This is a genomic window from Streptococcus oralis (assembly GCF_026782125.1).
In the GTDB taxonomy this organism is placed as follows: domain Bacteria; phylum Bacillota; class Bacilli; order Lactobacillales; family Streptococcaceae; genus Streptococcus; species Streptococcus oralis_CE.
Window position 1 is genome coordinate 187206 of sequence record NZ_JAKUVY010000002.1, and the last position, 23003, is coordinate 210208.

Consider the following 23003-nt stretch of genomic DNA (forward strand, 5'->3'; position numbering starts at 1 on the left):
GATTTCCTATTATTTTTATAAAAAGTTTGACTTCCGACCTTCTTTCGATTTTAACGTTCACATGTCTTTATAAAGGAGTAGAAAATGAAGAATGAAATGCTAGCTTTGATCCTTGCGGGTGGGCAAGGAACTCGTCTCGGAAAACTCACTCAAAGCATTGCCAAACCGGCAGTGCAATTCGGTGGGCGCTACCGTATCATTGACTTTGCTCTTTCCAACTGTGCAAACTCTGGAATCCATAATGTTGGTGTGATTACGCAATACCAACCTCTCGCCTTGAACAACCATATCGGAAATGGTTCTAGCTGGGGATTGGATGGTATCAGTTCAGGCGTTTCTATTTTACAACCTTATTCAGCCAGCGAAGGAAACCGTTGGTTTGAAGGGACTAGTCACGCTATCTACCAAAACATTGACTACATCGACAGTGTTAATCCTGAGTATGTTTTGATTCTTTCTGGTGACCACATCTACAAGATGGACTACGATGATATGCTTCAGTCCCATAAGGATAACAATGCCAGTTTGACAGTAGCTGTCCTAGACGTACCTCTCAAAGAAGCTAGCCGTTTTGGTATCATGAACACAGATGCCAATAACCGTATCGTTGAATTCGAGGAAAAACCTGCGCAACCTAAGTCTACAAAGGCTTCTATGGGAATTTATATCTTTGACTGGAAACGACTTCGCAATATGCTTGTTGTTGCTGAAAAGAGCAATGTGGATATGTCAGACTTTGGGAAGAACGTTATCCCTAACTATCTCGAGTCTGGTGAAAGTGTCTATGCTTATGAATTTAATGGCTACTGGAAAGATGTTGGTACGATTGAGTCACTTTGGGAAGCCAATATGGAGTACATTTCGCCAGAAAATGCCTTGGATAGCCGCAATCGTCAGTGGAAAATTTACTCAAGAAACTTGATCTCACCACCCAACTACTTTGGAGCACATGCACACGTTGAGGATTCATTGGTCGTGGATGGCTGTTTTGTAGATGGAACGGTTAAACGTTCGATTCTTTCAACAGAAGCACAGGTTCGTGAAGGAGCCGAGGTCGTTGATTCAGTCATCATGAGTGGGGCTATTATTGGCCATGGAGCAAAGATTACTCGTGCTATTATTGGTGAAGGTGCCATTATTGCAGACGGCGTAGAGATTGACGGAACTGACGAAGTACAAGTAGTAGGATACAATGAAGTAGTGGGGGTAGCAACAGATGAAGATTGATAAATATTCAGCCATTTTAGGAAACACAGTTGGTTTTCATGATATGTCAACATTAACAGAACACCGTCCGGTAGCTAGCTTACCTTTCGGTGGGAAATACCGTTTGATTGACTTCCCCCTTTCCAGTCTTGCAAATGCAGGTGTTCGTAGTATCTTTGGTATTTTCCAACAAGATAATATCAGCTCAGTATTCGACCATATCCGTTCAGGTCGTGAGTGGGGCTTGTCCACCCTTCTAAGTCACTACTATCTAGGAATTTACAATACTCGTGTTGAAAGCAGTACAGTTGGAAAAGAGTATTACCAACAGCTTCTTACCTACTTGAGACGTTCAGGTTCAAACCAAACCGTTTCGATTAACTGCGATGTGCTGGTGAATATTGACTTGAATCAAGTCTTCCACCTACACAATACAACGAAAGGTCCGATCACAGTTGTATATAAGAAACTTCCGAAGAAAGACATTTCAGATGTGAATGCTATCTTGGAAATTGATGAAACTGACCATGTTCGTTCGCACAAACTCTTTGATAACAAATCTACGGATGAACTCTTCAACATGTCTACAGATATCTTTGTTGTGGATACTCCTTGGTTGATTGAACGACTTGAAGAAGAGGCTCAGAAAGAATATCCTGAAAAGTTACGCTATGTTCTTCGTGATTTAGCTGCAAAAGAAGGAGCTTTTGCTTACGAATACACAGGCTACTTAGCGAACATTCATTCTGTTCAGTCCTATTATCAAGCAAACATCGATATGCTTGAATCTAAAAAATTCTACTCTCTTTTCTCACCAAATCAAAAGATTTATACAAAAGTTAAGAATGAAGAACCAACCTACTATGCGAATACTTCAAAAGTAAGAAGTTCTCAGTTTGCTTCTGGTAGTATCATTGAGGGTGAAGTAGTTCAGTCAGTCCTATCTCGTAACATTTATGTTCATAAAGATAGTGTGGTGAAAGACAGCATTTTATTCCCTCGAGTTGTGATTGGTCAAGGTGCTCAAGTTGAATATGCCATCCTAGACAAAAGTGTTGAAGTTGCGGACGGTGTTGTCATTCGAGGAACAGCAGAACATCCAGTTGTAGTGAAGAAGGGTGAAACAGTAACAGAGGACATTTATTCATGAAAATTTTATTTGTAGCGGCAGAAGGAGCCCCCTTTTCAAAAACAGGTGGTTTGGGCGATGTCATTGGCGCACTTCCCAAATCACTTGTAAAAGCGGGGCACGAAGTTGCAGTTTTCTTGCCTTACTATGATATGGTAGAAGCTAAGTTTGGAGACCAGATAGAGGATGTTCTCCACTTTGAAGTTAGTGTAGGATGGCGTAGACAGTACTGTGGTATTAAGAGAACGGTCTTGAATGGGGTTACCTTCTACTTCATTGATAATCAATATTATTTCTTCCGCGGTCATGTTTACGGGGATTTTGACGATGGTGAACGCTTTGCCTTTTTCCAACTGGCTGCTCTTGAAGCCATTGAACGCATCGGCTTTATTCCTGACCTTCTCCATGTTCATGATTACCACACAGCAATGATTCCCTTCTTGTTAAAAGAAAAGTACCATTGGATTCAGGCATATCAAGGAATCAGAACAGTTTTAACTATTCATAATTTGGAATTTCAAGGTCAATTTTCTGAAGGAATGTTGTGGGATTTGTTCGGTGTTGGGTTTGAACGCTATGCTGATGGCACCCTGCGCTGGAATGATTGTCTCAACTGGATGAAAGCAGGGATTCTCTACGCGGATCGTGTCTCAACCGTTTCTCCTAGCTATGCGCACGAGATTATGACCAGTCAGTTTGGTTGCGGTTTGGACCAGATTCTTCGGATGGAGTCAGGTAAGGTTTCAGGTATTGTCAATGGTATTGACGCAGATCTTTATAATCCTCAAACAGACCCACTTTTAGACTATCATTTTGATAAGGAAGATTTGTCTGGAAAAGCTCAAAACAAAGCAAAATTGCAAGAGAGAGTTGGGTTACCAGTGCGAGCAGATGTTCCTCTAGTTGGGATTGTCTCTCGATTGACACGCCAAAAAGGTTTTGATGTTGTGGTAGAAAGCTTGCATCGTTTCTTACAGGAGGACGTTCAAATAGTCCTTTTAGGAACAGGTGACCCAGCTTTTGAACATTCCTTCTCCTGGTTTGCGCAAGTCTATCCTGATAAACTATCAGCAAATATCACTTTTGACGTCAAGCTCGCTCAAGAAATTTACGCAGCTTGTGATCTCTTCCTTATGCCGAGCCGTTTTGAACCATGTGGCTTGTCACAAATGATGGCTATGCGCTACGGAACTCTACCATTGGTTCATGAGGTTGGTGGATTGTGTGATACGGTTCAATCCTTCAATCCAATCGAAGGAACTGGCACTGGATTTAGCTTTGATAATTTAACACCTTACTGGCTCAACTGGAGTTTCCAAACAGCCTTGGATGTTTATAAGTACCAGCCAGACGTTTGGAGAAATCTACAAAAACAAGCTATGGAATGCGATTTCTCATGGGATACAGCTTGCAAGTCTTATCTTGACTTGTACCATAGTCTAGTCAACTAATAGATAAAATCGTATGATTCTTTCATACGATTTTTGGGCTGTTTAGAAAAGAGGAGAAGTGATGGCTCAAGTAATGGGGCTCTGTGTTTTGGATGTTGATGGCACCCTGATAGCAGAGGAAGTGATTGATCTTTTAGGAAGAGAAGCAGGTTGCGAAGCCGAAATTTCGCAGATTACAAGCCAGGCAATGCGAGGTGAACTGGACTTTGAAACAAGCTTACGAGCAAGAGTGGCTTTGTTAAAAGGTCTTCCGTTTTCAGTCTTTGATACTGTCTTCAAATCCATTCACCTGTCCAAGAATGCTCAAGAATTTATTTCTATACTTCAAAAGAAGGGCATTCTAGTTGGTCTAGTGTCCGGTGGATTTACAACAATAGTTGAGAGATTAGCAAAATCCCTTGGCATCTCCTATTTCTCTGCCAACCAGTTGGAAGTCAAAGACGGTTTTTTAACAGGACAATTAGTTGGTGAAATTGTGACAGGTCGAGTAAAACAAGCTACGCTTGAGATTTGGAGAAAGGAATTAGAACTTTCCAAAGAAAGAACGATTGCCATCGGTGATGGTGCCAATGACCTCTTGATGTTAAAGTCAGCAGGTCACGGTATAGCCTTTTGTGCCAAGGAGGTCGTAAAAGCTGAGATAGCTTGTCATGTAGATACGAGGGATCTTTTAGAAGTTTTGCCTTTGATTGATTTCTTAGAATGAGAGGGAACTATGAAAATTGTAATCGCACCCGATTCTTTTAAAGAAAGTTTGACGGCAGAAGAGGTCGCTCAAGCTATAAAAAAAGGCTTCGAACAGTCAATAGCTGATGTAGAATGTCTGCTCTGTCCTGTTGGTGATGGTGGGGAAGGAACTGTAGATGCTATTCGACATTCTCTTGAACTCGAAGAAAAATGGCAAGAGGTGACAGGACCTTTTGGTCTAAATGAAGCAATGCGTTACTTTCAAAAAGGTCAAATAGCGCTCTTTGAAGTTGCTGAATTGGTTGGTCTTGGGAAGATTCCGCGGGAGAATCGAAACCCTCTCCACATCCAAACCAGAGGTATTGGAGAGTTGATTCACCATCTCATTGATCAAGGGATGAAAGAAATCTATATCGGAGTTGGTGGTACGGCTAGTAATGACGGTGGAATAGGCATTGCTGCTGGTCTGGGTTATTGTTTTTATGATAAGAAGGGAAAAGAATTGCCTGCTTGCGGTCAGACATTGCTTGAGTTCGAGTCAGTTTCAGATAGCGAGTTGTATAGAATTCCTGAAGATGTGAAAATCCTCATTTTAGCAGATGTCGTGAGCCCTTTATGTGGTCATCAAGGTGCAACCTACACATTTGGAAAACAAAAGGGCTTGAATTCTGGTTTATTTGAAAGAGTAGATTTGGCTATACAGCGGTTCTATGAAAAATTCTCACCTTCAACCCTGTTATTGAAGGGAGCAGGAGCTGGCGGTGGCATTGCTGCTGGACTCTGTGCCTTTGCTGAGGCCAGTATCGTATCTGGGATTGACACTTGTTTAGATTTGATTGACTTTGACAAGAAGGTTGAAGATGCTGACTTGGTTATCGTTGGAGAAGGCAGGCTGGACAGTCAAAGCTTCGCTGGGAAAGCTCCTATCGGTGTAGCAAAAAGAACTCCTAAGGGAGTTCCTGTTATAGCTATTTGCGGTAGTCTTTCTGAGGATTTGCCTCCCCTACCATTTGAAAATATACAAGCAGCATTCTCTATCCTAGAGAAAAGTGAGCCTTTAGAAGACAGTCTGAAAAAAGCAAGCCTCTATTTGGAGCACACAGCAGCTAATATTGGTCGTTCATTAAATTTGAGGAAGGATTAGCCGAACCATTTTTTCCAGATGGATTTTTTAACTGACTCATCCTGTTTAATCTCCCAGAAGTTTGGAAAAGCCAGACGAAGATCCTTTTCATCCACTTGAACAGGTTCGTTCGAATGGATAACTAAGCCTAAAGGAGAAGAAGTATGATCCTCTGATACAATCGTAGCTTGACTATTGGTTTTCTTTGCTTCCTTTAAGTAGAATACTTGTTTGTCAAACTCGATAGTTGGGGAAATCTTCACAAAAAGAGTCTCTGTCTTTTCTTGAAAATGTTCCAAAATGGTTAAAAATCCCTTTTGTAGCTGAAGGCTATTGGCTGTCTCAACATCCGCGTAGCCAAGAACTCTTTCCTCGAAAGTACCGAGATAGCGACGTTGTTCGTCAGGGTTTAATTTCGGCCCACCATGAGCTTTTTCTAGTAGTTGTTTTGATAAATCTGTCATAGTTTGATTTTACCATAAATAACGTTGAACTCCAAAATAAAATCTCCTTCTACACTTAGAAGGAGATCAATACTACTTAATTATTCTTCTTGATATATTCTAATATATCTGAAACTTTTTTATCAAGTTCAGAAAAAATAGTGAAATCTTTAGAAATCAAGTATTTATTAAGTTCTTCTTTGTTTGTACCTGTTTCAGAACTTCCATCAGTCTTACTAATTAAATAAGAACCATTTGAATACAAAATTATATTCTCGCCAGAGGGAAGTTGCATAGTGTAAGATCCGCCACTGTCTTTTGAAACAAAACTACCATCAGGACCTTGGTATTGATAGGTTTTATCTTGGTCTAGGTATACAAGCGAAACTCCATCTTCCTGTAAAATTGTAAAATCTTTGCCATTGGTTCCAATTTTACTACCATCAGTATAAGTAATAGTAGAAGTTCCGTCACTATTTTTTTCAACAATCTTGTTACTATTATGGGAGCAAGCTGTTAATAAAAAAACTGCTAAAAACAAAATAGTGAAAATGGATTTATTTTTCATTATTAGTCTCCTTAATTATTTGTCTTATAATATGGTAACAAATTTAAGTCAATTTTTAAAGTGATTTATCGATTTGATATAAAATTGTAAAATATTTTATCACTATGCATTCCTTAAATTGTTACTTATTGACACTATCCACTAATTGAGAGACAAAAAATTTTTAACTAGAATTTACGGAACGATTTGAAAGCGATTACTTTATAAAGTTAAGGAAAATTTGCACAAAGATAACGTTTTTTCTTGAAAAACGCTTGTTTTTAAGGTATCATAGAGGTGTAAAAAATTTAACTCAAAGGAGAGTAAAAAATGTCAATTATTACTGATGTTTACGCTCGCGAAGTCCTAGACTCACGCGGTAACCCAACACTTGAAGTAGAAGTTTATACTGAATCAGGTGCTTTCGGACGTGGTATGGTTCCATCAGGAGCTTCTACTGGTGAACACGAAGCAGTTGAACTTCGCGACGGTGACAAATCTCGTTACGGTGGTCTTGGTACACAAAAAGCTGTTGACAACGTAAACAACATCATCGCTGAAGCAATCATCGGCTACGATGTACGTGACCAACAAGCTATCGACCGTGCTATGATCGCACTTGACGGTACTCCTAACAAAGGTAAATTGGGTGCAAACGCAATTCTTGGTGTGTCTATTGCTGTAGCTCGCGCTGCTGCTGACTACCTTGAAATCCCACTTTACAGCTACCTTGGTGGATTCAACACTAAAGTTCTTCCAACTCCAATGATGAACATCATCAACGGTGGTTCTCACTCTGACGCTCCAATCGCTTTCCAAGAGTTCATGATCTTGCCAGTTGGTGCACCAACATTTAAAGAAGCTCTTCGTTACGGTGCTGAAATCTTCCACGCTCTTAAGAAAATCCTTAAATCACGTGGTTTGGAAACTGCCGTAGGTGACGAAGGTGGATTCGCTCCTCGTTTCGAAGGAACTGAAGATGGTGTTGAAACTATCCTTGCTGCGATTGAAGCTGCTGGATACGTTCCAGGTAAAGACGTATTTATCGGATTTGACTGTGCATCATCAGAATTCTACGATAAAGAACGCAAAGTTTACGACTACACTAAATTTGAAGGTGAAGGCGCTGCTGTTCGTACATCTGCTGAACAAATTGACTACCTTGAAGAATTGGTTAACAAATACCCAATCATCACTATCGAAGATGGTATGGATGAAAACGACTGGGATGGATGGAAAGCTCTTACTGAACGTCTTGGTAAGAAAGTACAACTTGTTGGTGACGACTTCTTCGTAACAAACACTGACTACCTTGCACGTGGTATCCAAGAAGGTGCTGCTAACTCAATCCTTATCAAAGTTAACCAAATCGGTACTCTTACTGAAACTTTCGAAGCTATCGAAATGGCTAAAGAAGCTGGTTACACTGCAGTTGTATCACACCGTTCAGGTGAAACTGAAGATTCAACAATTGCTGATATCGCAGTTGCAACTAACGCAGGACAAATCAAGACTGGTTCACTTTCACGTACAGACCGTATCGCTAAATACAACCAATTGCTTCGTATCGAAGACCAACTTGGTGAAGTAGCTGAATACCGTGGATTGAAATCATTCTACAACCTTAAAAAATAATCGTTGATTTAACAACGTTTTAAGCCCCTCGGATTTTATCCGAAGGGCTTTTTTGTGTTCAAAGGTAAAAAATAGAAAATGGTTTATGGTATAATAGACAAAAACACTTGAATTAGAAAGAAATTATGTCTAAAGAAATTGATATTGAGTATTACCATCAGCTAGCCTTGCAAAAGCAGAAGGAGCACCGCAAAGTGTTAGCTAATCTAAAGAAAAAACCTCCTAAAAACTTAGATAAGATAGCCCAGCAAATTCACGAAGAAGTTTTTTCTGAGATTGATTGCACTGCATGTGCTAACTGTTGCAAGACATTGGGACCTGACTTTAAAGAAGCCGATATTACACGTATCGCCAAGTATTTTAAGATGAAATTACCAGCCTTTGAAGCAGAGTTTTTACAAGTTGATGAAGATGGAGATAAGGTTTTCAAATCCATGCCTTGCCCCTTTTTAGGTGGAGACAATCTCTGTTCTATCTATGATGTTCGTCCAAAGGCCTGCCGGGAATTTCCCCATACAGACCGTAAGAAGATCCATCAAATTAACCATTTGACGATTAAGAATACTTTGACCTGCCCAGCAGCCTATCTCTTTGTTGAGAAATTAAAGGATAAGTTATAGAAATTTACACTTTTAAATCTTGTACAAAGATTCTAGGGCGGAAGTATCTGATATCTGATAGACTATAGATAGAATTGAACACGGGCCTAAAAGCTGTTCGAAAAAGAAAAAATTTTTAGGACTAGAAGCTCTAGCGTCAATTTTTCTATTTTCACTTTGCTTTTAAGGACTTTTGTATCTTGTGGAGGTAAGAAGAAACGAATATGATGCATCAATTCAACCAAACCATGGATTATTTGGAGGAGCAGCTGACTGGAGAAGTGGATATGAAAAGATTTCAGCAGCTATCAGGCTATTCTTATCCTCTCTTTAGTAGACTCTTTTCTATCCTTGCTGATATGACCTTGGCAGAATATTTGCGCAATCGCAGGTTGTCAGAAGCAGTAACAGACTTACGGGAAAGTACTGAGAAAGTCATTGACATAGCAATGAAATATGGCTACGACTCTGCGGACGCCTTCAGTGCAGCCTTTAAGAAATTCCATGGGGCAACTCCTTCAGAGGTTCGAAATGGAAAACCTTATCGGGTTTTTCCTAGGCTTCAATTATCCTTAAAGATTACAGGAGGAAAGAACATGGACATCAAGATTCAAAAGAAACCTTCTTTTACTGTGGCAGGCGTCCTATTGGAAGCTATTGACAATAGCAAATGCCCGTCTGCTTGGGAGCAACTCTATGCAACTCACAGTTTTGAAAGCCTAGAAAGTTTGGGTAGCGGCCAATCCTTTGGCGTCTGCTCGGATGTCAAAGAAGGCGAAATTATCAACTATATGGCTGCTTATGATGTGACAGATAAAGCTAAAGCAGAAGAACTAGATCTGTCAATCAAAGATATACCAGCAGCTGAATATGCAATCGTACCAGTCAAAGGCCCCATACCAGCAAGCATTCACCATGCTTGGAAATATGTCTTGGAAGTCTTTTTCCCAGAAACAGGCTATCGTCATTCAGGTGCTCCAGATTTTGAAGTCTATTCCGAAGGCGACATGTCGTCACCAGACTATCAAATGGAACTCTGGATACCAGTGATCAAGGACTAGATAATTTTCTGATATTTTATAAAGATGCAAAACTAACTCTGTAGAAGATATCTTTTACAGAGTCTTTTATTGTGGAAATTCATGTCCGTAAAGCAAACATGCCCTATTTTTTGTTTGGATTTTATGGGGCATGAGAATAGTTTTCTCGGTATAATAGTCCCATAGAAGATAAGGAGGCAGGAATATGCAGATGTATTTTGGAGATGTGTCACTTTGCTATAGCTATTCATTGGCAATGGCACTGGATGCCTATGGTTATGACTTTAAAGCAGATTTTTTAGAGGCAATCATGGTGATGGGAAATGGCGCTAGTATCGTGAAGGAAGATGAGGAGCACCCTTTAGTATTCTTTGATAATGGAATGCCAGACCTTTCCATCTCTCATTCCTTAAAAATACTTGGGTTTGACTATGAGGACTTCTATCTAAAGGATGGATTGGAAGTAGATTTGGAAGAGGTTAAAGGAAAGTTGGAAACCTTTCTGTCCAATGGACCTGTCGTACTGGGGCCTCTTGATATGGGCCATCTGACCTACAATCCCAATCACACAATCCTTTATGGTGTGGATCACTTCGTAACCGTGTATGGCATTGATGATCAGTACCTCTATTTGCATGATCCAGCTGGTTTTGCTTGTATGAAGGTTACTTTTAAAGACATCTTAGAAGCCTGGAAGGCAGAGGCTATTGACTATAAGCGTGGAGCATACTCCATGTGGGGGAATTTTAAGCGGCTCAAGACTCCTAGTCAGACTGAAATCTATCAGGAAACAGCAAAGATTATAAAGTCCCGATATCTGAATGGTCAAAACGGTGTTTTGAAATGCTATGCAAAAGCAGTTGCTGAAAGCGGCTTAAATACGGAGCAAAAACAATTGCATCAATATTTCAGCTTTAAACTTGCGGCTGTTCGAAGTCTCTATCTCAGTAAATTTTTAAAAGATCATGATCCAGAAGGGGCAAGATTAAAAGAGGAGTTGGCTTCTTTATTTGGTCAAGCCCACCTTTCATGTTTAAAAGAAGATTACCAAGAACTATCCAACTTCCTCTATCAGATAGCAGAAGTGGATGGTCTCTTTAAAGATTTATATATAAAGTAGTGACTATAAGCATAAAAAATAGTTAGTAAAAGCAGTTTTTCTTAAAATGAAGAACTGCTTTTTGATTATGGTATAATGAAGTAAGAAAACACCTTAACCTACTAGAAAACGAAGGGAGGACTCCTATGCCTAGACCAAAAACAAAAGAGGAGCTAGTGTTAGCCTCTAAGGAAAACTATGAAAAACTTAATCTCCTAATTTTTCAGTTAAGTGAAGAGGAGCTACAGACTCCTTTTGATTTTTCAAAAGACCAAAAGAAAAAAGAAGCTCACTGGAAAAGGGATAAAAATCTACGGGATGTCCTGATCCATCTCTATGAATGGCATCAGTTACTTCTGACCTGGGTTTATTCTAATCAAAAGGGTCTTGAAAGATCTTTTCTCCCTGAGCCTTATAATTGGAAAACTTATGGAGAAATGAATGTCGCTTTTTGGAAGAAGCACCAGAGAACTTCCTTAGAAGAAGCGACCAAACTCCTCAATCAATCGCATAGAGAGGTTTTAAAGTTGATGGAAGGCTTCAGTAATGACCAACTCTTTACCAAAGGTATCTATAAGTGGACGGGAGGGACAAGTCTAGGTTCCTACTTTGTCAGTAGCACCTCCAGTCACTATGACTGGGCTCTAAAAAAACTCAAAGCTCATCAGAAGAATTGTAAGTGTCGCTAGTTAAAGTGGGTATGAGGTTTAGAAAAGGTTCTTCTAAGCTTCGAATAGCTTCATTCTCGTGATTTTTTAACTATTCTAGCTTTAGAATCCTTCAAAAATTAAAATTTAAGGCTATCATAGACTTAGAATAGGTCTAAAACATTTATTTTAATGTAATTCTAAACTTAGAATTACATTGATATTAAAGGGATTGAACTGTTCGACGCATAGAACGCCTTTATTCTGTGAAATGTTGACTATAAATTGGATCGAAAGGCTTTTTTTCGATATAGGATGATAGATAGATGGGGGAAATGATGAACATACAAAAAGAGAAAGTTAGAAAAGAGTTGGTGTCCCTCTGTTTGGGAGAGTTCACAGCCGTCCTATCTATTTGGTTTTGTTTTTTCCTTTTGAAAAATCGGCTTGGTGATTGGAGGAGTTTATTCTCCATTCTCTATCCTCTGTCTTTACTGACATTTATTTTGCTTCAAGGTTCAATCTATTGGGCGATTTTGATGAGAAGACTGTCGAAATCTCAGTTCGGAAGCGCTAGTGTCCCCAAACTATATGGTGGTTTCAGAATGCTAGACCTTGTTTTACTTATTTCAGGCTTTCCTTTTATTGTCTGGAATACCCAGAGTATCCTAGGGACTATCTTAGCCACGTTGATACAGCTTTTTGCCCTTATAGAATGGGTTAATTATTTCCTCGTACGCCTATCTTATAGTTTGAATCCACTTGTTTTATGGAAACGAATTACCAAGGGAAAACTTGAAAAGAGCAGAATAGCCAAGGAGTTGAGGTAGGGGAATGAATGTATGTTTTAGATACTATCAATATAAAACTTTAGTTGACGTTAAATAATATTAAAAATGAATAGGAGAATATCTATGTCTGTAGGGTTAATGGTTGGTTATAATTGGTGGACTATAGGAGAAGGGAGTCTTTTTAATTCATTCTTTTCGACTATTTATGTTCGCTTAGAGAATAATAAGTGGGGAAGTAGATACCCAGTAATAATGAATAAGCTTTACTGGGGAGATGTTCCTTTTGAATCTGTTGAAAAAGGAATAGAGGAGTTGTTATCTATCCAAGAAGAGTTGAAAAAATTTCTCCCTCAGGATGTTATATGGGATTTTGAAGATTTGTCACTCACTCCTCCTTGGGGAAATAATATCGCAGAGCATATAACAAATTTATCGCATTATTTCATAACGAGTTCCGGAAAAGATTTAATAGAAGTTTTGCTGACTAGTTTTAGATTTGCACTTGAGCACGGTCAAAATGTGAGTGTAAAAAGTATTTGAAACTCAATAAATCAAAGATTCATTTATGCTATAATATTCTTAATGAATTTTCAGAAAGGAAACTCAATGCCCTACAAATTTCTACTCTTCGACCTTGACCACACCTTGCTTGATTTTGATGTTGCTGAGGATGTAGCTTTGACACAACTTCTAAAAGAAGAAGGAGTTGCGGATATCCAAGCCTATAAAGACTATTACGTTCCTATGAACAAGGCTCTCTGGAAGGACTTGGAGCAAAAGAAAATCCGTAAACAAGAACTGGTTAACACGCGCTTTTCTCGTTTATTTGCTCATTTTGGACAGGAAAAAGATGGTAGGTTACTTGCCCAGCGTTACCAATTTTACTTAGCCCAACAGGGACAAACTCTTTCGGGTGCTCATGAACTCTTGGACAGCCTCATCGAACGTGATTATGACTTGTATGCTGCGACAAATGGCATTACTGCCATTCAGACGGGACGTTTGGCTCAATCTGGTCTGGCTCCCTATTTCAACCAAGTCTTTATCTCTGAACAGTTGCAAACACAAAAACCTGATGCACTATTCTATGAAAAAATCGGTCAGCAGATTGCAGGATTTGATAAAGAAAAGACGCTGATGATTGGAGATTCCTTAACTGCCGACATTCAAGGTGGCAATAATGCTGACATTGACACTATCTGGTACAACCCTCAACGAATCGAAAATCACACACAAGCCCAGCCAACTTATGAAGTCCATTCTTACCAAGACTTGCTAGATTGTTTGGATGCTATGTAGTGCTTTTCCTAAGAGGGGATGATATGGAAACTAAAGTCATTGAAGAGATTGACAATTTACTAAACCTCATCGAGCAGTATCAGTTAAAAGGTGTGGTTGCTCAAGTAAATTCGTTAAAAGAGTTAAAGTATATCATAAGCAATCATATAGAGTTAAGTACTCGAGAGAAGATGAATATCCACTATTCACTCTTTCTCCCTAGGGGTGGTTTATCTGAACTCTACTATATGGACGCTAATTTTGAACGGATGATGTCTGTAAATAATCAACTTTCCTATGCTATTGATACAATCGAAAAGTTTTTAATGGCTGATTGATACTGTGAATACTAATGTCAAATAATAGGGTCAATAACAGTATATATAAGAACTGTAAAAAGTGGTTTAGATAGCCACTTTTTGCTATAATAGAGGCAGTAAAAACGAAGGAGTTGGCGATGCAACACTCATCATGGCATGCTTTGATTAAGGAGCAACTACCTGAAGGTTATTTTGGGAAAATCAATCAGTTTATGGAGCAGGTCTATGCTCAGGGAACTGTTTATCCACCTAAGGAAAAAGTTTTTCAGGCTCTCTTGACTACACCGCTTGAAGAAGTTAAGGTTGTGATTCTAGGGCAAGACCCCTATCACGGGCCAGGTCAAGCGCAGGGTTTGAGTTTTTCTGTACCTGAGTCAATCCCAGCTCCGCCGTCCTTGCAAAACATTTTAAAAGAATTGTCAGATGATATCGGCGTTAAGAAATCACATGATTTGACGTCTTGGGCTGAGCAAGGAGTCTTGCTTCTCAATGCTTGCTTGACGGTTCCTGCTGGGCAGGCCAATGGTCATGCTGGGCAGATATGGGAGCCATTTACAGATGCTGTGATTCGGGTTGTAAATAATCTAGACAGACCTGTAGTCTTTGTACTCTGGGGTGCTTATGCACGCAAGAAGAAGGCCTTGGTTACCAATCCTCACCACTTGATTATCGAATCAGCCCATCCTAGTCCTTTATCGGTTTATAGAGGATTTTGGGGTTCCAAGCCTTTTTCCAAGGCCAATGCATTCTTAACAGAGACAGGACAAGAGCCAATCGATTGGCTTAGATAAGGAGAGAATATGCCTCAGTTAGCGACGATTTGCTACATTGATAACGGAAAAGAACTGCTCATGCTTCATCGTAATAAGAAACCCAATGATGTCCACGAAGGCAAATGGATTGGTGTGGGTGGTAAGCTAGAACGAGGGGAGACTCCTCAGGAGTGCGCAGCGCGTGAAATCCTCGAAGAAACAGGCCTCAAAGCCAAGCCAGTTCTAAAAGGTGTTATCACTTTTCCAGAATTCACACCAGATTTAGACTGGTACACCTATGTTTTTAAGGTGACGGAGTTTGAGGGTGACTTGATTGACTGCAATGAGGGAACCTTAGAATGGGTTCCCTATGATGAAGTCTTAAGCAAGCCGACTTGGGAAGGTGATCATACCTTTGTTGAGTGGCTTTTAGAGGACAAACCCTTCTTTTCAGCCAAGTTTGTTTATGATGGGGATAAATTGTTGGATACCCAAGTTGATTTCTATGAATAAAGGAGAAAGCAGATGCTACTAATCAAAAACGGTCGTGTAATGGATCCTAAGTCTGGTTTGGATCAAGTGTGTGATATTTTAGTCCAAGATGGGAAAATTATCAAAATTGCTCCGGAAATCAAGGAAGAAGGAGCAGAGCTAATTGATGCTACGGGTCTTGTAGTTGCGCCTGGACTAGTTGATATTCATGTTCATTTCCGTGAACCTGGTCAGACCCACAAGGAGGACATCCATACTGGGGCACTAGCGGCTGCTGCAGGTGGTTTTACAACGGTTGTCATGATGGCTAATACTAGTCCAACCATTTCGGACGTAGAAACTTTGCAAGAAGTTCTTCAGTCAGCTGCCAAGGAAAAAATCAATGTCAAGACAGTTGCGACTATTACCAAGAACTTTAATGGGCAAGACTTGACAGACTTTAAGGCGCTTTTAGAAGCAGGTGCGGTTGGTTTTTCTGATGATGGTATTCCGCTTGAGAGCAGTAAAGTGGTCAAGGAAGCCATGGAAGAAGCTAAAAAACTTAATACTTTTATTAGTCTTCATGAGGAAGATCCAGGTTTGAATGGGATTCTTGGATTTAACGAAAACATCGCTAAGGAACATTTCCATATTTGTGGTGCGACAGGGGTGGCAGAATACGCTATGATTGCGCGTGATGTTATGATTGCCTATGCAACCAAGGCCCATGTTCACATCCAGCATTTGTCTAAGGAAGAAAGTGTCAAGGTAGTGGAATTCGCTCAAGGTTTGGGAGCGCAAGTCACAGCAGAAGTAGCGCCACAGCATTTCTCTAAGACGGAAGCTCTCCTTTTGACACAAGGAAGCAATGCCAAAATGAATCCTCCGCTTCGTTTGGAATCAGACCGTCGTGCCGTGATCGAAGGTCTCAAGTCAGGTGTTATCACAGTTATCGCGACAGACCACGCGCCTCACCATGCAGATGAGAAAAATGTAGAAGATATCACCAAAGCGCCATCTGGTATGACTGGCTTAGAAACCTCTCTTTCTCTTGGTTTGACTTATTTGGTAGATGCTGGCGAGCTAAGCTTGATGGAATTGCTTGAAAAAATGACTGTTAATCCAGCCAAACTTTACAACTTTGAAGCAGGCTACTTAGCTGAAAATGGTCCGGCGGATATCACTATCTTTGATGCTAAGGCTGATCGTACTGTTGGTCCAAACTTTGCTTCAAAATCAGCTAATTCTCCATTTATTGGGGAAACTTTAAAAGGGCAGGTTAAATATACCATCTGTAAGGGACAAATCGTCTATCAAAACTAGATGGGATTCTGCTCTATAAACTATAAGAATAGAGAGCGTATATGTATCCAACCCATCAATTTAAAGATAAGTTTGTCTTATTTCTTAAGATATTTTTCCCTATCCTGATCTATCAATTTGCCAATTATTCTGCCTCTTTTGTTGATACAACCATGACTGGGCAGTACAATACCATGGACTTGGCGGGGGTGTCAACCGCAACGAGTCTATGGAATCCTTTCTTTACTTTTTTAACAGGGATTGTTTCGGCCATGGTTCCCATCATAGGCCATCATCTGGGACGGGGCAAAAAGGAAGAAGTAGCATCTGATTTTTACCAATTTATCTACTTGGCTTTCGGACTGTCTTTGGTCTTGCTTGGAATGGTAGTATTCTTAGCGCCATCTGTCTTAAACAACATCGGACTAGAAGCTCAAGTGGCGGCAGTTGCAGTTTCCTATCTTTGGTACCTGTCTATCGGGATTATTCCCTTGTTGCTTTTTAGTGTCATTCGGTCATTGTTAGATTCTCTTGGTTTGACCAAGCTATCTATGTACCTCATGCTCCTATTACTTCCGCTAAATAGTGGTTTTAACTATCTCTTGATATATGGAGTATTCGGTTTTCCTGAGCTTGGTGGTTCAGGAGCAGGGCTAGGAACTTCGCTAGCCTATTGGGTTTTATTGGGCATTTCCCTGCTTGTTTTGTTCAAACAAGAAAAGTTAAAAGCGCTACATCTTGAAAAACGTATTCCACTCAATATAGATAAAATCAAGGAAGGTGTTCGATTAGGTCTACCAATCGGGGGAACCGTATTTGCTGAAGTAGCTATTTTCTCCGTGGTGGGACTAATCATGGCTAAGTTTTCATCGCTCATCATCGCTAGCCACCAGTCAGCTATGAACTTTTCGAGTCTTATGTACGCTTTTCCTATGAGTATTTCCTCTGCTATGGCGATTGTTGTGTCTTACGAGGTGGGGGCTAAACGTTTTGAGGATGCAAAAACCTATGCTCGTCTGGGGAGAGTAACCGCCCTTATTTTTGCAGGTCTTACCCTATCTTTTCTCTACATTTTTAGAGATCGTGTAGCAAGTCTATATGGGAATGACTCTCAGTTCATTGAAACAACTGCTGTATTTCTAACCTACAGTCTCTTTTTCCAGCTAGCTGATACCTTTGCGGCTCCGCTCCAAGGAATTTTAAGAGGGTATAAGGACACTATCGTTCCTTTCTATCTTGGCTTAATTGGATATTGGGGAGTAGCGATACCACTAGGATATCTACTAGATCAGGCAACTGACTTAGGGGCATTTGCCTACTGGATTGGGTTAATAGCCAGCTTGATTGTTTCTGGTTGTTTGTATCAATGGCGTCTGAAAACCGTAATGAAAAGATTGAGCTAATTTTTGGAAAATATCCTGAAAAACAACTTTGTGAAAAAATGCTCTAACTAGAGAGAATCCCTGTTTTAACAGGGGTTTATTTTTTTATATTGTGAATTTTTATTAGCCATATACTTTGACAGCGTATACTAAAAAAGGTAAAATAGTAAGGTAAGTACAAAGTTAGAAAGGCAAGATTATGTCAACTTTAGATAAAAATCTTTTGCTAGAGATGTTCCGTAAGATGGAAGAAATCCGTCGCATGGACTTAAAAATTGCTCAGTTAGTGAAAAAGGGGAAAGTTCCCGGTATGACTCACTTTTCTGTCGGAGAGGAAGCTGCTAACGTCGGAGCAATGCTGGCTCTTAATCCAGATGATCTGATTACCTCAAACCACCGTGGTCATGGTCAAGCTATTGCTAAGGGGATTGACCTTAACGGAATGATGGCTGAAATCCTTGGTAAGTACACCGGTACTTGTAAAGGAAAAGGCGGTTCCATGCATATCGCTGACCTGGATGCTGGGAACCTCGGTGCCAATGGTATCGTTGGTGGTGGTATGGGAATCGCTGTCGGTGCAGCCCTCAGTCAGCAAATGCAACATACTGGTAAAATCGTTGTCTGCTTCTTTGGCGATGGCGCTACCAACGAGGGTGTTTTCCACGAAGCAGTGAACATGGCTTCTATTTGGAAACTTCCTGTTATTTTCTACTGCATTAACAACGGTTATGGGATTTCTGCGGATATCAAGAAAATGACCAATGTGGAGCATATTCATCAACGTAGTGCTGCTTATGGAATCCCTGGAATGTTTATCGAAGATGGAAACAATGTCATCGATGTTTATGAAGGATTTAAGAAAGCAGTAGATCATGTTCGTGGTGGCAATGGCCCAGTCTTGATCGAAAGTATCACATATCGCTGGCTTGGTCACTCATCATCTGACCCTGGTAAATATCGTACGCGTGAAGAAGTGGAATTGTGGAAACAAAAAGACCCAATCGAAAATCTTCGCAAATACCTCATTGAAAACAATATTGCAAGTGCAGAAGAATTGGAAGAAATTCAAGCACAAGTCAAGGAAGCAGTAGAAGCTTCTGTTAAATTTGCAGAAGAAAGCCCATTCCCACCACTAGAATCAGCATTTGAAGATATTTACGCAGACTAAGGAGAAAGAGATAAAAATGGAAACAAAAACAATGTCGTTCCGTGACACCATTATCCTTGCTATGTCTGAGGAAATGCGTCGCGATGAAAATGTGTTCTTGATGGGAGAAGACGTCGGTGTCTTCGGAGGAGACTTCGGAACTTCTGTTGGAATGCTCGAAGAATTTGGTCCAGAACGTGTTCGTGACTGTCCGATTTCTGAAGCTGCCATCTCGGGAGCAGCAGCAGGAGCAGCCATGACAGGACTTCGCCCAATCGTTGATATGACCTTTATGGATTTCTCTGTTATTGCCATGGATAATATCGTCAACCAAGCTGCTAAAACACGCTATATGTTCGGTGGTAAAGGTCAGGTTCCAATGACAGTTCGATGCGCAGCTGGTAACGGAGTTGGTTCTGCCGCTCAGCATTCTCAGTCTCTAGAGTCTTGGTTTACACACATCCCAGGTCTTAAGGTTGTAGCTCCAGGTACACCTGCTGACATGAAAGGACTTCTCAAGTCTTCTATCCGTGATAACAACCCTGTTATCATTCTTGAATACAAGTCCGAATTTAACCAAAAAGGGGAAGTTCCAGTTGATCCAGACTATACAATCCCACTTGGGGTTGGGGAAATCAAACGCCAAGGTACAGATGTAACAGTTGTTACTTACGGAAAAATGCTTCGTCGTGTGGTTCAAGCTGCTGAAGAATTGGCAGAAGAAGGAATTTCAGTTGAAATTGTGGACCCACGTACCCTTGTTCCACTTGATAAGGATATCATCATCAACTCAGTGAAGAAGACTGGTAAGGTTGTTCTGGTCAATGACGCCCACAAAACAAGTGGCTATATCGGAGAGATTTCAGCAATTATTTCAGAATCAGAAGCATTTGATTATCTAGATGCACCAATCCGCCGTTGTGCAGGAGAAGATGTGCCAATGCCTTACGCACAAAACCTAGAAAATGCTATGATTCCAACAGTTGAAAGCATCAAAGATGCCATCCGTAAGACATATAACAAAGAATAATACATAATATAAGTTATGTAAATAAAATAAAAAAGACGAGAAACTTTGTATCTTTTAGGTGCAGAACTCTTTTCGTCCTTAATATCTTAGTATAGAATTGGAGAGGTCATGGCTGATGACAAGCTAAGAGCGACTCCTGCGGCTAGAAAGTTAGCGGATGATCTAGGGATCAACCTCTACGACGTTTCTGGCTCAGGTGCAAACGGTCGTGTCCACAAAGAAGACGTGGAAACTTATAAAGACACAAATGTGGTTCGCATTTCGCCACTTGCAAAACGAATTGCCCTCGAACATAACATTGCTTGGCAGGAAATCCAAGGAACGGGTCATCGTGGTAAGATCATGAAGAAGGACGTTTTGGCCTTGCTTCCTGAAAATATCGAAAACGACACCATCAAGTCTCCTGCTCAAATCGAAAAAGTGGAAGAAGTTCCAGACAATATCACTCCTTATGGTGAGATTGAGCGTATTCCAATGACACCAATGCGTAAGGTTATCGCGCAACGTATGGTTGAATCTTACCTAACTGCGCCAACCTTCACACTCAACTACGATGTCGATATGTCTGAAATGCTAGCTCTTCGTAAGAAGGTTCTTGAACCAATCATGGAAGCAACTGGTAAGAAAATTACGGTTACAGACCTTCTTTCACTCGCTGTTGTGAAAACATTAATGAAACACCCATACATCAACGCTTCATTGACAGAAGATGGCAAGACCATTATCACTCATAACTATGTCAACCTTGCGATGGCGGTTGGTATGGATAACGGTCTAATGACACCAGTTGTTTACAATGCTGAAAAGATGAGCTTGTCAGAGTTAGTTGTAGCCTTTAAGGATGTGATTGGTCGTACCTTGGATGGTAAATTGGCTCCAAGCGAACTGCAAAATTCAACCTTCACAATTAGTAACTTGGGAATGTTTGGTGTTCAGTCCTTTGGTCCGATTATTAACCAACCCAACTCAGCAATCCTCGGAGTTAGCTCAACAGTAGAGAAACCTGTTGTTGTCAATGGTGAGATTGTTATTCGTCCTATCATGAGCCTTGGTTTAACTATTGACCACCGTGTTGTAGATGGTATGGCTGGTGCTAAGTTTATGAAAGACTTGAAAGCCTTAATTGAGAACCCAATCTCAATGTTGGTTTAAGTTAGCTATTGTTATTTTAGAGTTTTAGATAAAGGAAGTAAGACATGGCCTTAGAAGTAATTATGCCAAAAGCCGGCGTAGATATGACAGAAGGACAAATTGTCCAATGGAATAAGAAAGTCGGTGAATTTGTAAAAGAAGGAGAAATCCTTTTGGAAATCATGACTGACAAAGTCAGCATGGAACTGGAAGCCGAAGAAGATGGATACTTGATTGCCATCCTTAAAGGAGATGGTGAAACTGTTCCAGTAACTGAAGTTATCGGTTACCTTGGAGAAGAAGGGGAAAACATCCCAACAGCTGGAGCAGCTGCGCCAGAATCAAAACCTGCACCTGCAGCTAGTGTTTCAAACGACGATGGTAAGAGCGATGATGCCTTTGATATCGTTGTGATTGGTGGAGGTCCTGCTGGATATGTAGCAGCCATTAAAGCTGCCCAACTTGGCGGTAAGGTTGCCCTTGTTGAGAAATCAGAACTCGGTGGAACCTGCTTGAACCGTGGCTGTATCCCAACCAAGACCTACCTTCACAACGCTGAAATCATCGAAAACATCGGTCATGCAGCAAACCGTGGTATCGTCATCGAAAATCCAAACTTCACTGTAGATATGGATAAACTCCTTGAAACCAAGTCTAAGGTTGTCAATACTTTAGTTGGCGGAGTTGCGGGTCTTCTTCGTAGCTACGGAGTTACTGTTCATAAAGGAATTGGTACCATCACTAAAGACAAGAATGTCTTGGTAAATGGTTCGGAATTGCTTGAAACCAAGAAAATCATCCTTGCTGGTGGTTCAAAAGTCAGCAAGATTAACGTCCCTGGTATGGAATCTCCACTTGTGATGACTAGCGATGATATTCTTGAAATGAACGAAGTTCCAGAAAGCCTCGTAATCATCGGTGGTGGCGTTGTCGGTATCGAACTCGGCCAAGCCTTCATGACATTTGGTTCAAAAGTAACTGTTATCGAAATGATGGACCGTATTGTTCCAGCTATGGATGCGGAAGTGTCTAAGAATCTTCGCTTAATTTTGGAACGCAAAGGCATGACTATCTTGACAGGTACAAAATTGCAAGAAATCATCGAAGAAAATGGTCAACTTCGTATCAAGGTTGAAGGTAAAGACGATATCATTGCAAGCAAAGCCCTTCTTTCAATCGGTCGTGTGCCAGACCTCGAAGGAATTGGCGATGTTGAGTTTGAGTTGGATCGTGGTCGCATCAAGGTTAACGAATATATGGAAACTTCTGTTCCAGGTATTTACGCACCAGGTGACATTAACGGTACTAAGATGTTGGCGCACGCGGCCTTCCGCATGGGTGAAGTTGCCGCTGAAAATGCCCTCAAAGGAAACCATGCTGTTGCCAAATTGAACTTGACTCCTGCAGCCATCTATACTCTTCCTGAAGTAGCTGCAGTAGGTTTGACTGAAGAACAAGCTCGTGAGAAATACGATGTAGCCATCGGTAAATTCAACTTTGCTGCCAACGGTCGTGCCATTGCATCGGATGCTGCTCAAGGTTTCGTAAAAGTTATCGCTGATAAGAAATACGGGGAAATCCTTGGTGTGCACATCATTGGTCCTGCAGCCGCAGAACTGATTAACGAGGCATCAAGCATTATCGAAATGGAAATCACTGTTGAGGAAATGTTGAAGACTATCCATGGACACCCAACTTACTCTGAAGTGATGTACGAAGCATTTGCGGATGTTCTAGGAATGGCTATCCATTCACCTAAGAAAAAATAAATAAGTTTTTCAACTAAATTTTCT

24 protein-coding genes are annotated in these 23003 nt (G+C 40.6%); 22 read left to right on the top strand and 2 right to left on the bottom strand.

Features of this window, described 5'->3' with window-relative positions; all coding sequences use genetic code 11:
- Positions 1-84: 84 nt before the first annotated feature.
- The 5 genes from MK385_RS02405 (at position 85) to MK385_RS02425 (ending at position 5617) form a co-directional block, all read left to right on the top strand.
- Positions 85-1227, top strand: coding sequence for a glucose-1-phosphate adenylyltransferase (locus MK385_RS02405; protein ID WP_000787263.1), 1143 nt, complete (start codon positions 85-87; stop codon positions 1225-1227).
- A complete protein-coding gene (glgD, locus tag MK385_RS02410; RefSeq protein WP_268725182.1) occupies positions 1217-2356 on the top strand; it encodes a glucose-1-phosphate adenylyltransferase subunit GlgD in 1140 nt (379 codons plus the stop codon). Before MK385_RS02405 ends, glgD begins: the two co-directional genes overlap by 11 nt.
- Positions 2353-3786: a glycogen synthase GlgA gene (gene glgA / locus MK385_RS02415; RefSeq protein ID WP_061427423.1), complete on the top strand. Its 1434-nt coding sequence runs from the start codon at positions 2353-2355 to the stop codon at positions 3784-3786. The genes glgD and glgA overlap by 4 nt, the downstream gene beginning before the upstream one ends.
- 61 nt (positions 3787-3847) lie before the next feature.
- On the top strand, positions 3848-4492 hold the full coding sequence (gene serB / locus MK385_RS02420) for a phosphoserine phosphatase SerB (RefSeq protein WP_268725183.1): 645 nt from the start codon (positions 3848-3850) through the stop codon (positions 4490-4492).
- Positions 4493-4501: 9 nt separating this feature from the next.
- A complete protein-coding gene (locus tag MK385_RS02425) occupies positions 4502-5617 on the top strand; it encodes a glycerate kinase (RefSeq protein WP_268725184.1) in 1116 nt (371 codons plus the stop codon).
- On the opposite strand, the gene MK385_RS02430 is transcribed toward MK385_RS02425, so the two are convergent.
- Both MK385_RS02430 and MK385_RS02435 read right to left on the bottom strand, forming a co-directional pair.
- Positions 5614-6060, bottom strand: a complete 447-nt coding sequence (locus MK385_RS02430; RefSeq protein ID WP_268725185.1) for a DUF1694 domain-containing protein — start codon at positions 6058-6060, stop codon at positions 5614-5616. The two genes, MK385_RS02425 and MK385_RS02430, sit on opposite strands and share 4 nt — an antisense overlap.
- A gap of 76 nt (positions 6061-6136) precedes the next feature.
- The gene (locus MK385_RS02435; RefSeq protein WP_268725186.1) at positions 6137-6607 is read right to left on the bottom strand and encodes a hypothetical protein; all 471 of its coding nucleotides are present in this window, start codon (positions 6605-6607) and stop codon (positions 6137-6139) included.
- 309 nt (positions 6608-6916) lie between these two features.
- Between MK385_RS02435 and eno the strand changes: the two genes are divergently transcribed.
- From eno to lpdA, 17 genes are all read left to right on the top strand, one after another.
- Positions 6917-8221 carry a surface-displayed alpha-enolase gene (gene eno / locus MK385_RS02440; RefSeq protein WP_000022813.1) on the top strand — a complete coding sequence of 435 codons (1305 nt, stop codon included), beginning with the start codon at positions 6917-6919 and terminating at the stop codon, positions 8219-8221.
- 125 nt (positions 8222-8346) lie between these two features.
- Positions 8347-8841 carry a YkgJ family cysteine cluster protein gene (locus MK385_RS02445; protein ID WP_042767880.1) on the top strand — a complete coding sequence of 165 codons (495 nt, stop codon included), beginning with the start codon at positions 8347-8349 and terminating at the stop codon, positions 8839-8841.
- A 203-nt stretch (positions 8842-9044) separates the two neighbouring features.
- On the top strand, positions 9045-9881 hold the full coding sequence (locus MK385_RS02450) for an AraC family transcriptional regulator (RefSeq protein ID WP_129312962.1): 837 nt from the start codon (positions 9045-9047) through the stop codon (positions 9879-9881).
- A 184-nt stretch (positions 9882-10065) separates the two neighbouring features.
- Positions 10066-10980, top strand: a complete 915-nt coding sequence (locus MK385_RS02455; RefSeq protein WP_268725187.1) for a cysteine peptidase family C39 domain-containing protein — start codon at positions 10066-10068, stop codon at positions 10978-10980.
- 125 nt (positions 10981-11105) lie between these two features.
- Positions 11106-11648, top strand: coding sequence for a ClbS/DfsB family four-helix bundle protein (locus tag MK385_RS02460; protein ID WP_070697200.1), 543 nt, complete (start codon positions 11106-11108; stop codon positions 11646-11648).
- Between the two features lie 284 nt (positions 11649-11932).
- Complete coding sequence (locus MK385_RS02465; RefSeq protein WP_268725188.1) at positions 11933-12436, top strand: hypothetical protein; 504 nt, start codon at positions 11933-11935, stop codon at positions 12434-12436.
- A gap of 84 nt (positions 12437-12520) precedes the next feature.
- On the top strand, positions 12521-12937 hold the full coding sequence (locus tag MK385_RS02470; RefSeq protein ID WP_206283674.1) for an immunity 70 family protein: 417 nt from the start codon (positions 12521-12523) through the stop codon (positions 12935-12937).
- Positions 12938-13003: 66 nt separating this feature from the next.
- Positions 13004-13696, top strand: coding sequence for a pyrimidine 5'-nucleotidase PynA (gene pynA, locus MK385_RS02475; protein ID WP_268725189.1), 693 nt, complete (start codon positions 13004-13006; stop codon positions 13694-13696).
- A 23-nt stretch (positions 13697-13719) separates the two neighbouring features.
- Positions 13720-14013, top strand: coding sequence for a hypothetical protein (locus MK385_RS02480; RefSeq protein WP_049520327.1), 294 nt, complete (start codon positions 13720-13722; stop codon positions 14011-14013).
- A gap of 119 nt (positions 14014-14132) precedes the next feature.
- Entirely contained in the window at positions 14133-14786 is a 654-nt protein-coding gene (locus MK385_RS02485) for a uracil-DNA glycosylase (protein ID WP_125457574.1), read from the top strand.
- A 9-nt stretch (positions 14787-14795) separates the two neighbouring features.
- Positions 14796-15260 (top strand): NUDIX hydrolase, encoded by a 465-nt coding sequence (locus tag MK385_RS02490; protein WP_001135768.1) that lies wholly within the window; start codon positions 14796-14798, stop codon positions 15258-15260.
- 12 nt (positions 15261-15272) lie between these two features.
- Complete coding sequence (locus tag MK385_RS02495) at positions 15273-16541, top strand: dihydroorotase (RefSeq protein WP_268725190.1); 1269 nt, start codon at positions 15273-15275, stop codon at positions 16539-16541.
- Between the two features lie 41 nt (positions 16542-16582).
- On the top strand, positions 16583-17923 hold the full coding sequence (locus MK385_RS02500; protein WP_268725191.1) for an MATE family efflux transporter: 1341 nt from the start codon (positions 16583-16585) through the stop codon (positions 17921-17923).
- A 178-nt stretch (positions 17924-18101) separates the two neighbouring features.
- On the top strand, positions 18102-19070 hold the full coding sequence (locus MK385_RS02505) for a thiamine pyrophosphate-dependent dehydrogenase E1 component subunit alpha (RefSeq protein ID WP_095726018.1): 969 nt from the start codon (positions 18102-18104) through the stop codon (positions 19068-19070).
- A 16-nt stretch (positions 19071-19086) separates the two neighbouring features.
- Positions 19087-20079, top strand: coding sequence for an alpha-ketoacid dehydrogenase subunit beta (locus tag MK385_RS02510; protein WP_000448724.1), 993 nt, complete (start codon positions 19087-19089; stop codon positions 20077-20079).
- A gap of 108 nt (positions 20080-20187) precedes the next feature.
- Complete coding sequence (locus MK385_RS02515; RefSeq protein ID WP_125387845.1) at positions 20188-21231, top strand: dihydrolipoamide acetyltransferase; 1044 nt, start codon at positions 20188-20190, stop codon at positions 21229-21231.
- Positions 21232-21275: 44 nt separating this feature from the next.
- Positions 21276-22979 carry a dihydrolipoyl dehydrogenase gene (gene lpdA / locus MK385_RS02520; RefSeq protein ID WP_268725192.1) on the top strand — a complete coding sequence of 568 codons (1704 nt, stop codon included), beginning with the start codon at positions 21276-21278 and terminating at the stop codon, positions 22977-22979.
- Positions 22980-23003: the final 24 nt, after the last annotated feature.

What these genes read in the sequence shown, in the direction of transcription:
- MK385_RS02405 (WP_000787263.1), top strand. Translation starts at nt 85, where the DNA reads ATGAAGAATGAAATGCTAGCTTTGATCCTTGCGGGTGGGCAAGGAACT.
- glgD (WP_268725182.1), top strand. Translation starts at nt 1,217, where the DNA reads ATGAAGATTGATAAATATTCAGCCATTTTAGGAAACACAGTTGGTTTT.
- glgA (WP_061427423.1), top strand. Translation starts at nt 2,353, where the DNA reads ATGAAAATTTTATTTGTAGCGGCAGAAGGAGCCCCCTTTTCAAAAACA.
- serB (WP_268725183.1), top strand. Translation starts at nt 3,848, where the DNA reads ATGGCTCAAGTAATGGGGCTCTGTGTTTTGGATGTTGATGGCACCCTG.
- MK385_RS02425 (WP_268725184.1), top strand. Translation starts at nt 4,502, where the DNA reads ATGAAAATTGTAATCGCACCCGATTCTTTTAAAGAAAGTTTGACGGCA.
- MK385_RS02430 (WP_268725185.1), bottom strand. Translation starts at nt 6,060, where the DNA reads ATGACAGATTTATCAAAACAACTACTAGAAAAAGCTCATGGTGGGCCG.
- MK385_RS02435 (WP_268725186.1), bottom strand. Translation starts at nt 6,607, where the DNA reads ATGAAAAATAAATCCATTTTCACTATTTTGTTTTTAGCAGTTTTTTTA.
- eno (WP_000022813.1), top strand. Translation starts at nt 6,917, where the DNA reads ATGTCAATTATTACTGATGTTTACGCTCGCGAAGTCCTAGACTCACGC.
- MK385_RS02445 (WP_042767880.1), top strand. Translation starts at nt 8,347, where the DNA reads ATGTCTAAAGAAATTGATATTGAGTATTACCATCAGCTAGCCTTGCAA.
- MK385_RS02450 (WP_129312962.1), top strand. Translation starts at nt 9,045, where the DNA reads ATGATGCATCAATTCAACCAAACCATGGATTATTTGGAGGAGCAGCTG.
- MK385_RS02455 (WP_268725187.1), top strand. Translation starts at nt 10,066, where the DNA reads ATGCAGATGTATTTTGGAGATGTGTCACTTTGCTATAGCTATTCATTG.
- MK385_RS02460 (WP_070697200.1), top strand. Translation starts at nt 11,106, where the DNA reads ATGCCTAGACCAAAAACAAAAGAGGAGCTAGTGTTAGCCTCTAAGGAA.
- MK385_RS02465 (WP_268725188.1), top strand. Translation starts at nt 11,933, where the DNA reads ATGGGGGAAATGATGAACATACAAAAAGAGAAAGTTAGAAAAGAGTTG.
- MK385_RS02470 (WP_206283674.1), top strand. Translation starts at nt 12,521, where the DNA reads ATGTCTGTAGGGTTAATGGTTGGTTATAATTGGTGGACTATAGGAGAA.
- pynA (WP_268725189.1), top strand. Translation starts at nt 13,004, where the DNA reads ATGCCCTACAAATTTCTACTCTTCGACCTTGACCACACCTTGCTTGAT.
- MK385_RS02480 (WP_049520327.1), top strand. Translation starts at nt 13,720, where the DNA reads ATGGAAACTAAAGTCATTGAAGAGATTGACAATTTACTAAACCTCATC.
- MK385_RS02485 (WP_125457574.1), top strand. Translation starts at nt 14,133, where the DNA reads ATGCAACACTCATCATGGCATGCTTTGATTAAGGAGCAACTACCTGAA.
- MK385_RS02490 (WP_001135768.1), top strand. Translation starts at nt 14,796, where the DNA reads ATGCCTCAGTTAGCGACGATTTGCTACATTGATAACGGAAAAGAACTG.
- MK385_RS02495 (WP_268725190.1), top strand. Translation starts at nt 15,273, where the DNA reads ATGCTACTAATCAAAAACGGTCGTGTAATGGATCCTAAGTCTGGTTTG.
- MK385_RS02500 (WP_268725191.1), top strand. Translation starts at nt 16,583, where the DNA reads ATGTATCCAACCCATCAATTTAAAGATAAGTTTGTCTTATTTCTTAAG.
- MK385_RS02505 (WP_095726018.1), top strand. Translation starts at nt 18,102, where the DNA reads ATGTCAACTTTAGATAAAAATCTTTTGCTAGAGATGTTCCGTAAGATG.
- MK385_RS02510 (WP_000448724.1), top strand. Translation starts at nt 19,087, where the DNA reads ATGGAAACAAAAACAATGTCGTTCCGTGACACCATTATCCTTGCTATG.
- MK385_RS02515 (WP_125387845.1), top strand. Translation starts at nt 20,188, where the DNA reads ATGGCTGATGACAAGCTAAGAGCGACTCCTGCGGCTAGAAAGTTAGCG.
- lpdA (WP_268725192.1), top strand. Translation starts at nt 21,276, where the DNA reads ATGGCCTTAGAAGTAATTATGCCAAAAGCCGGCGTAGATATGACAGAA.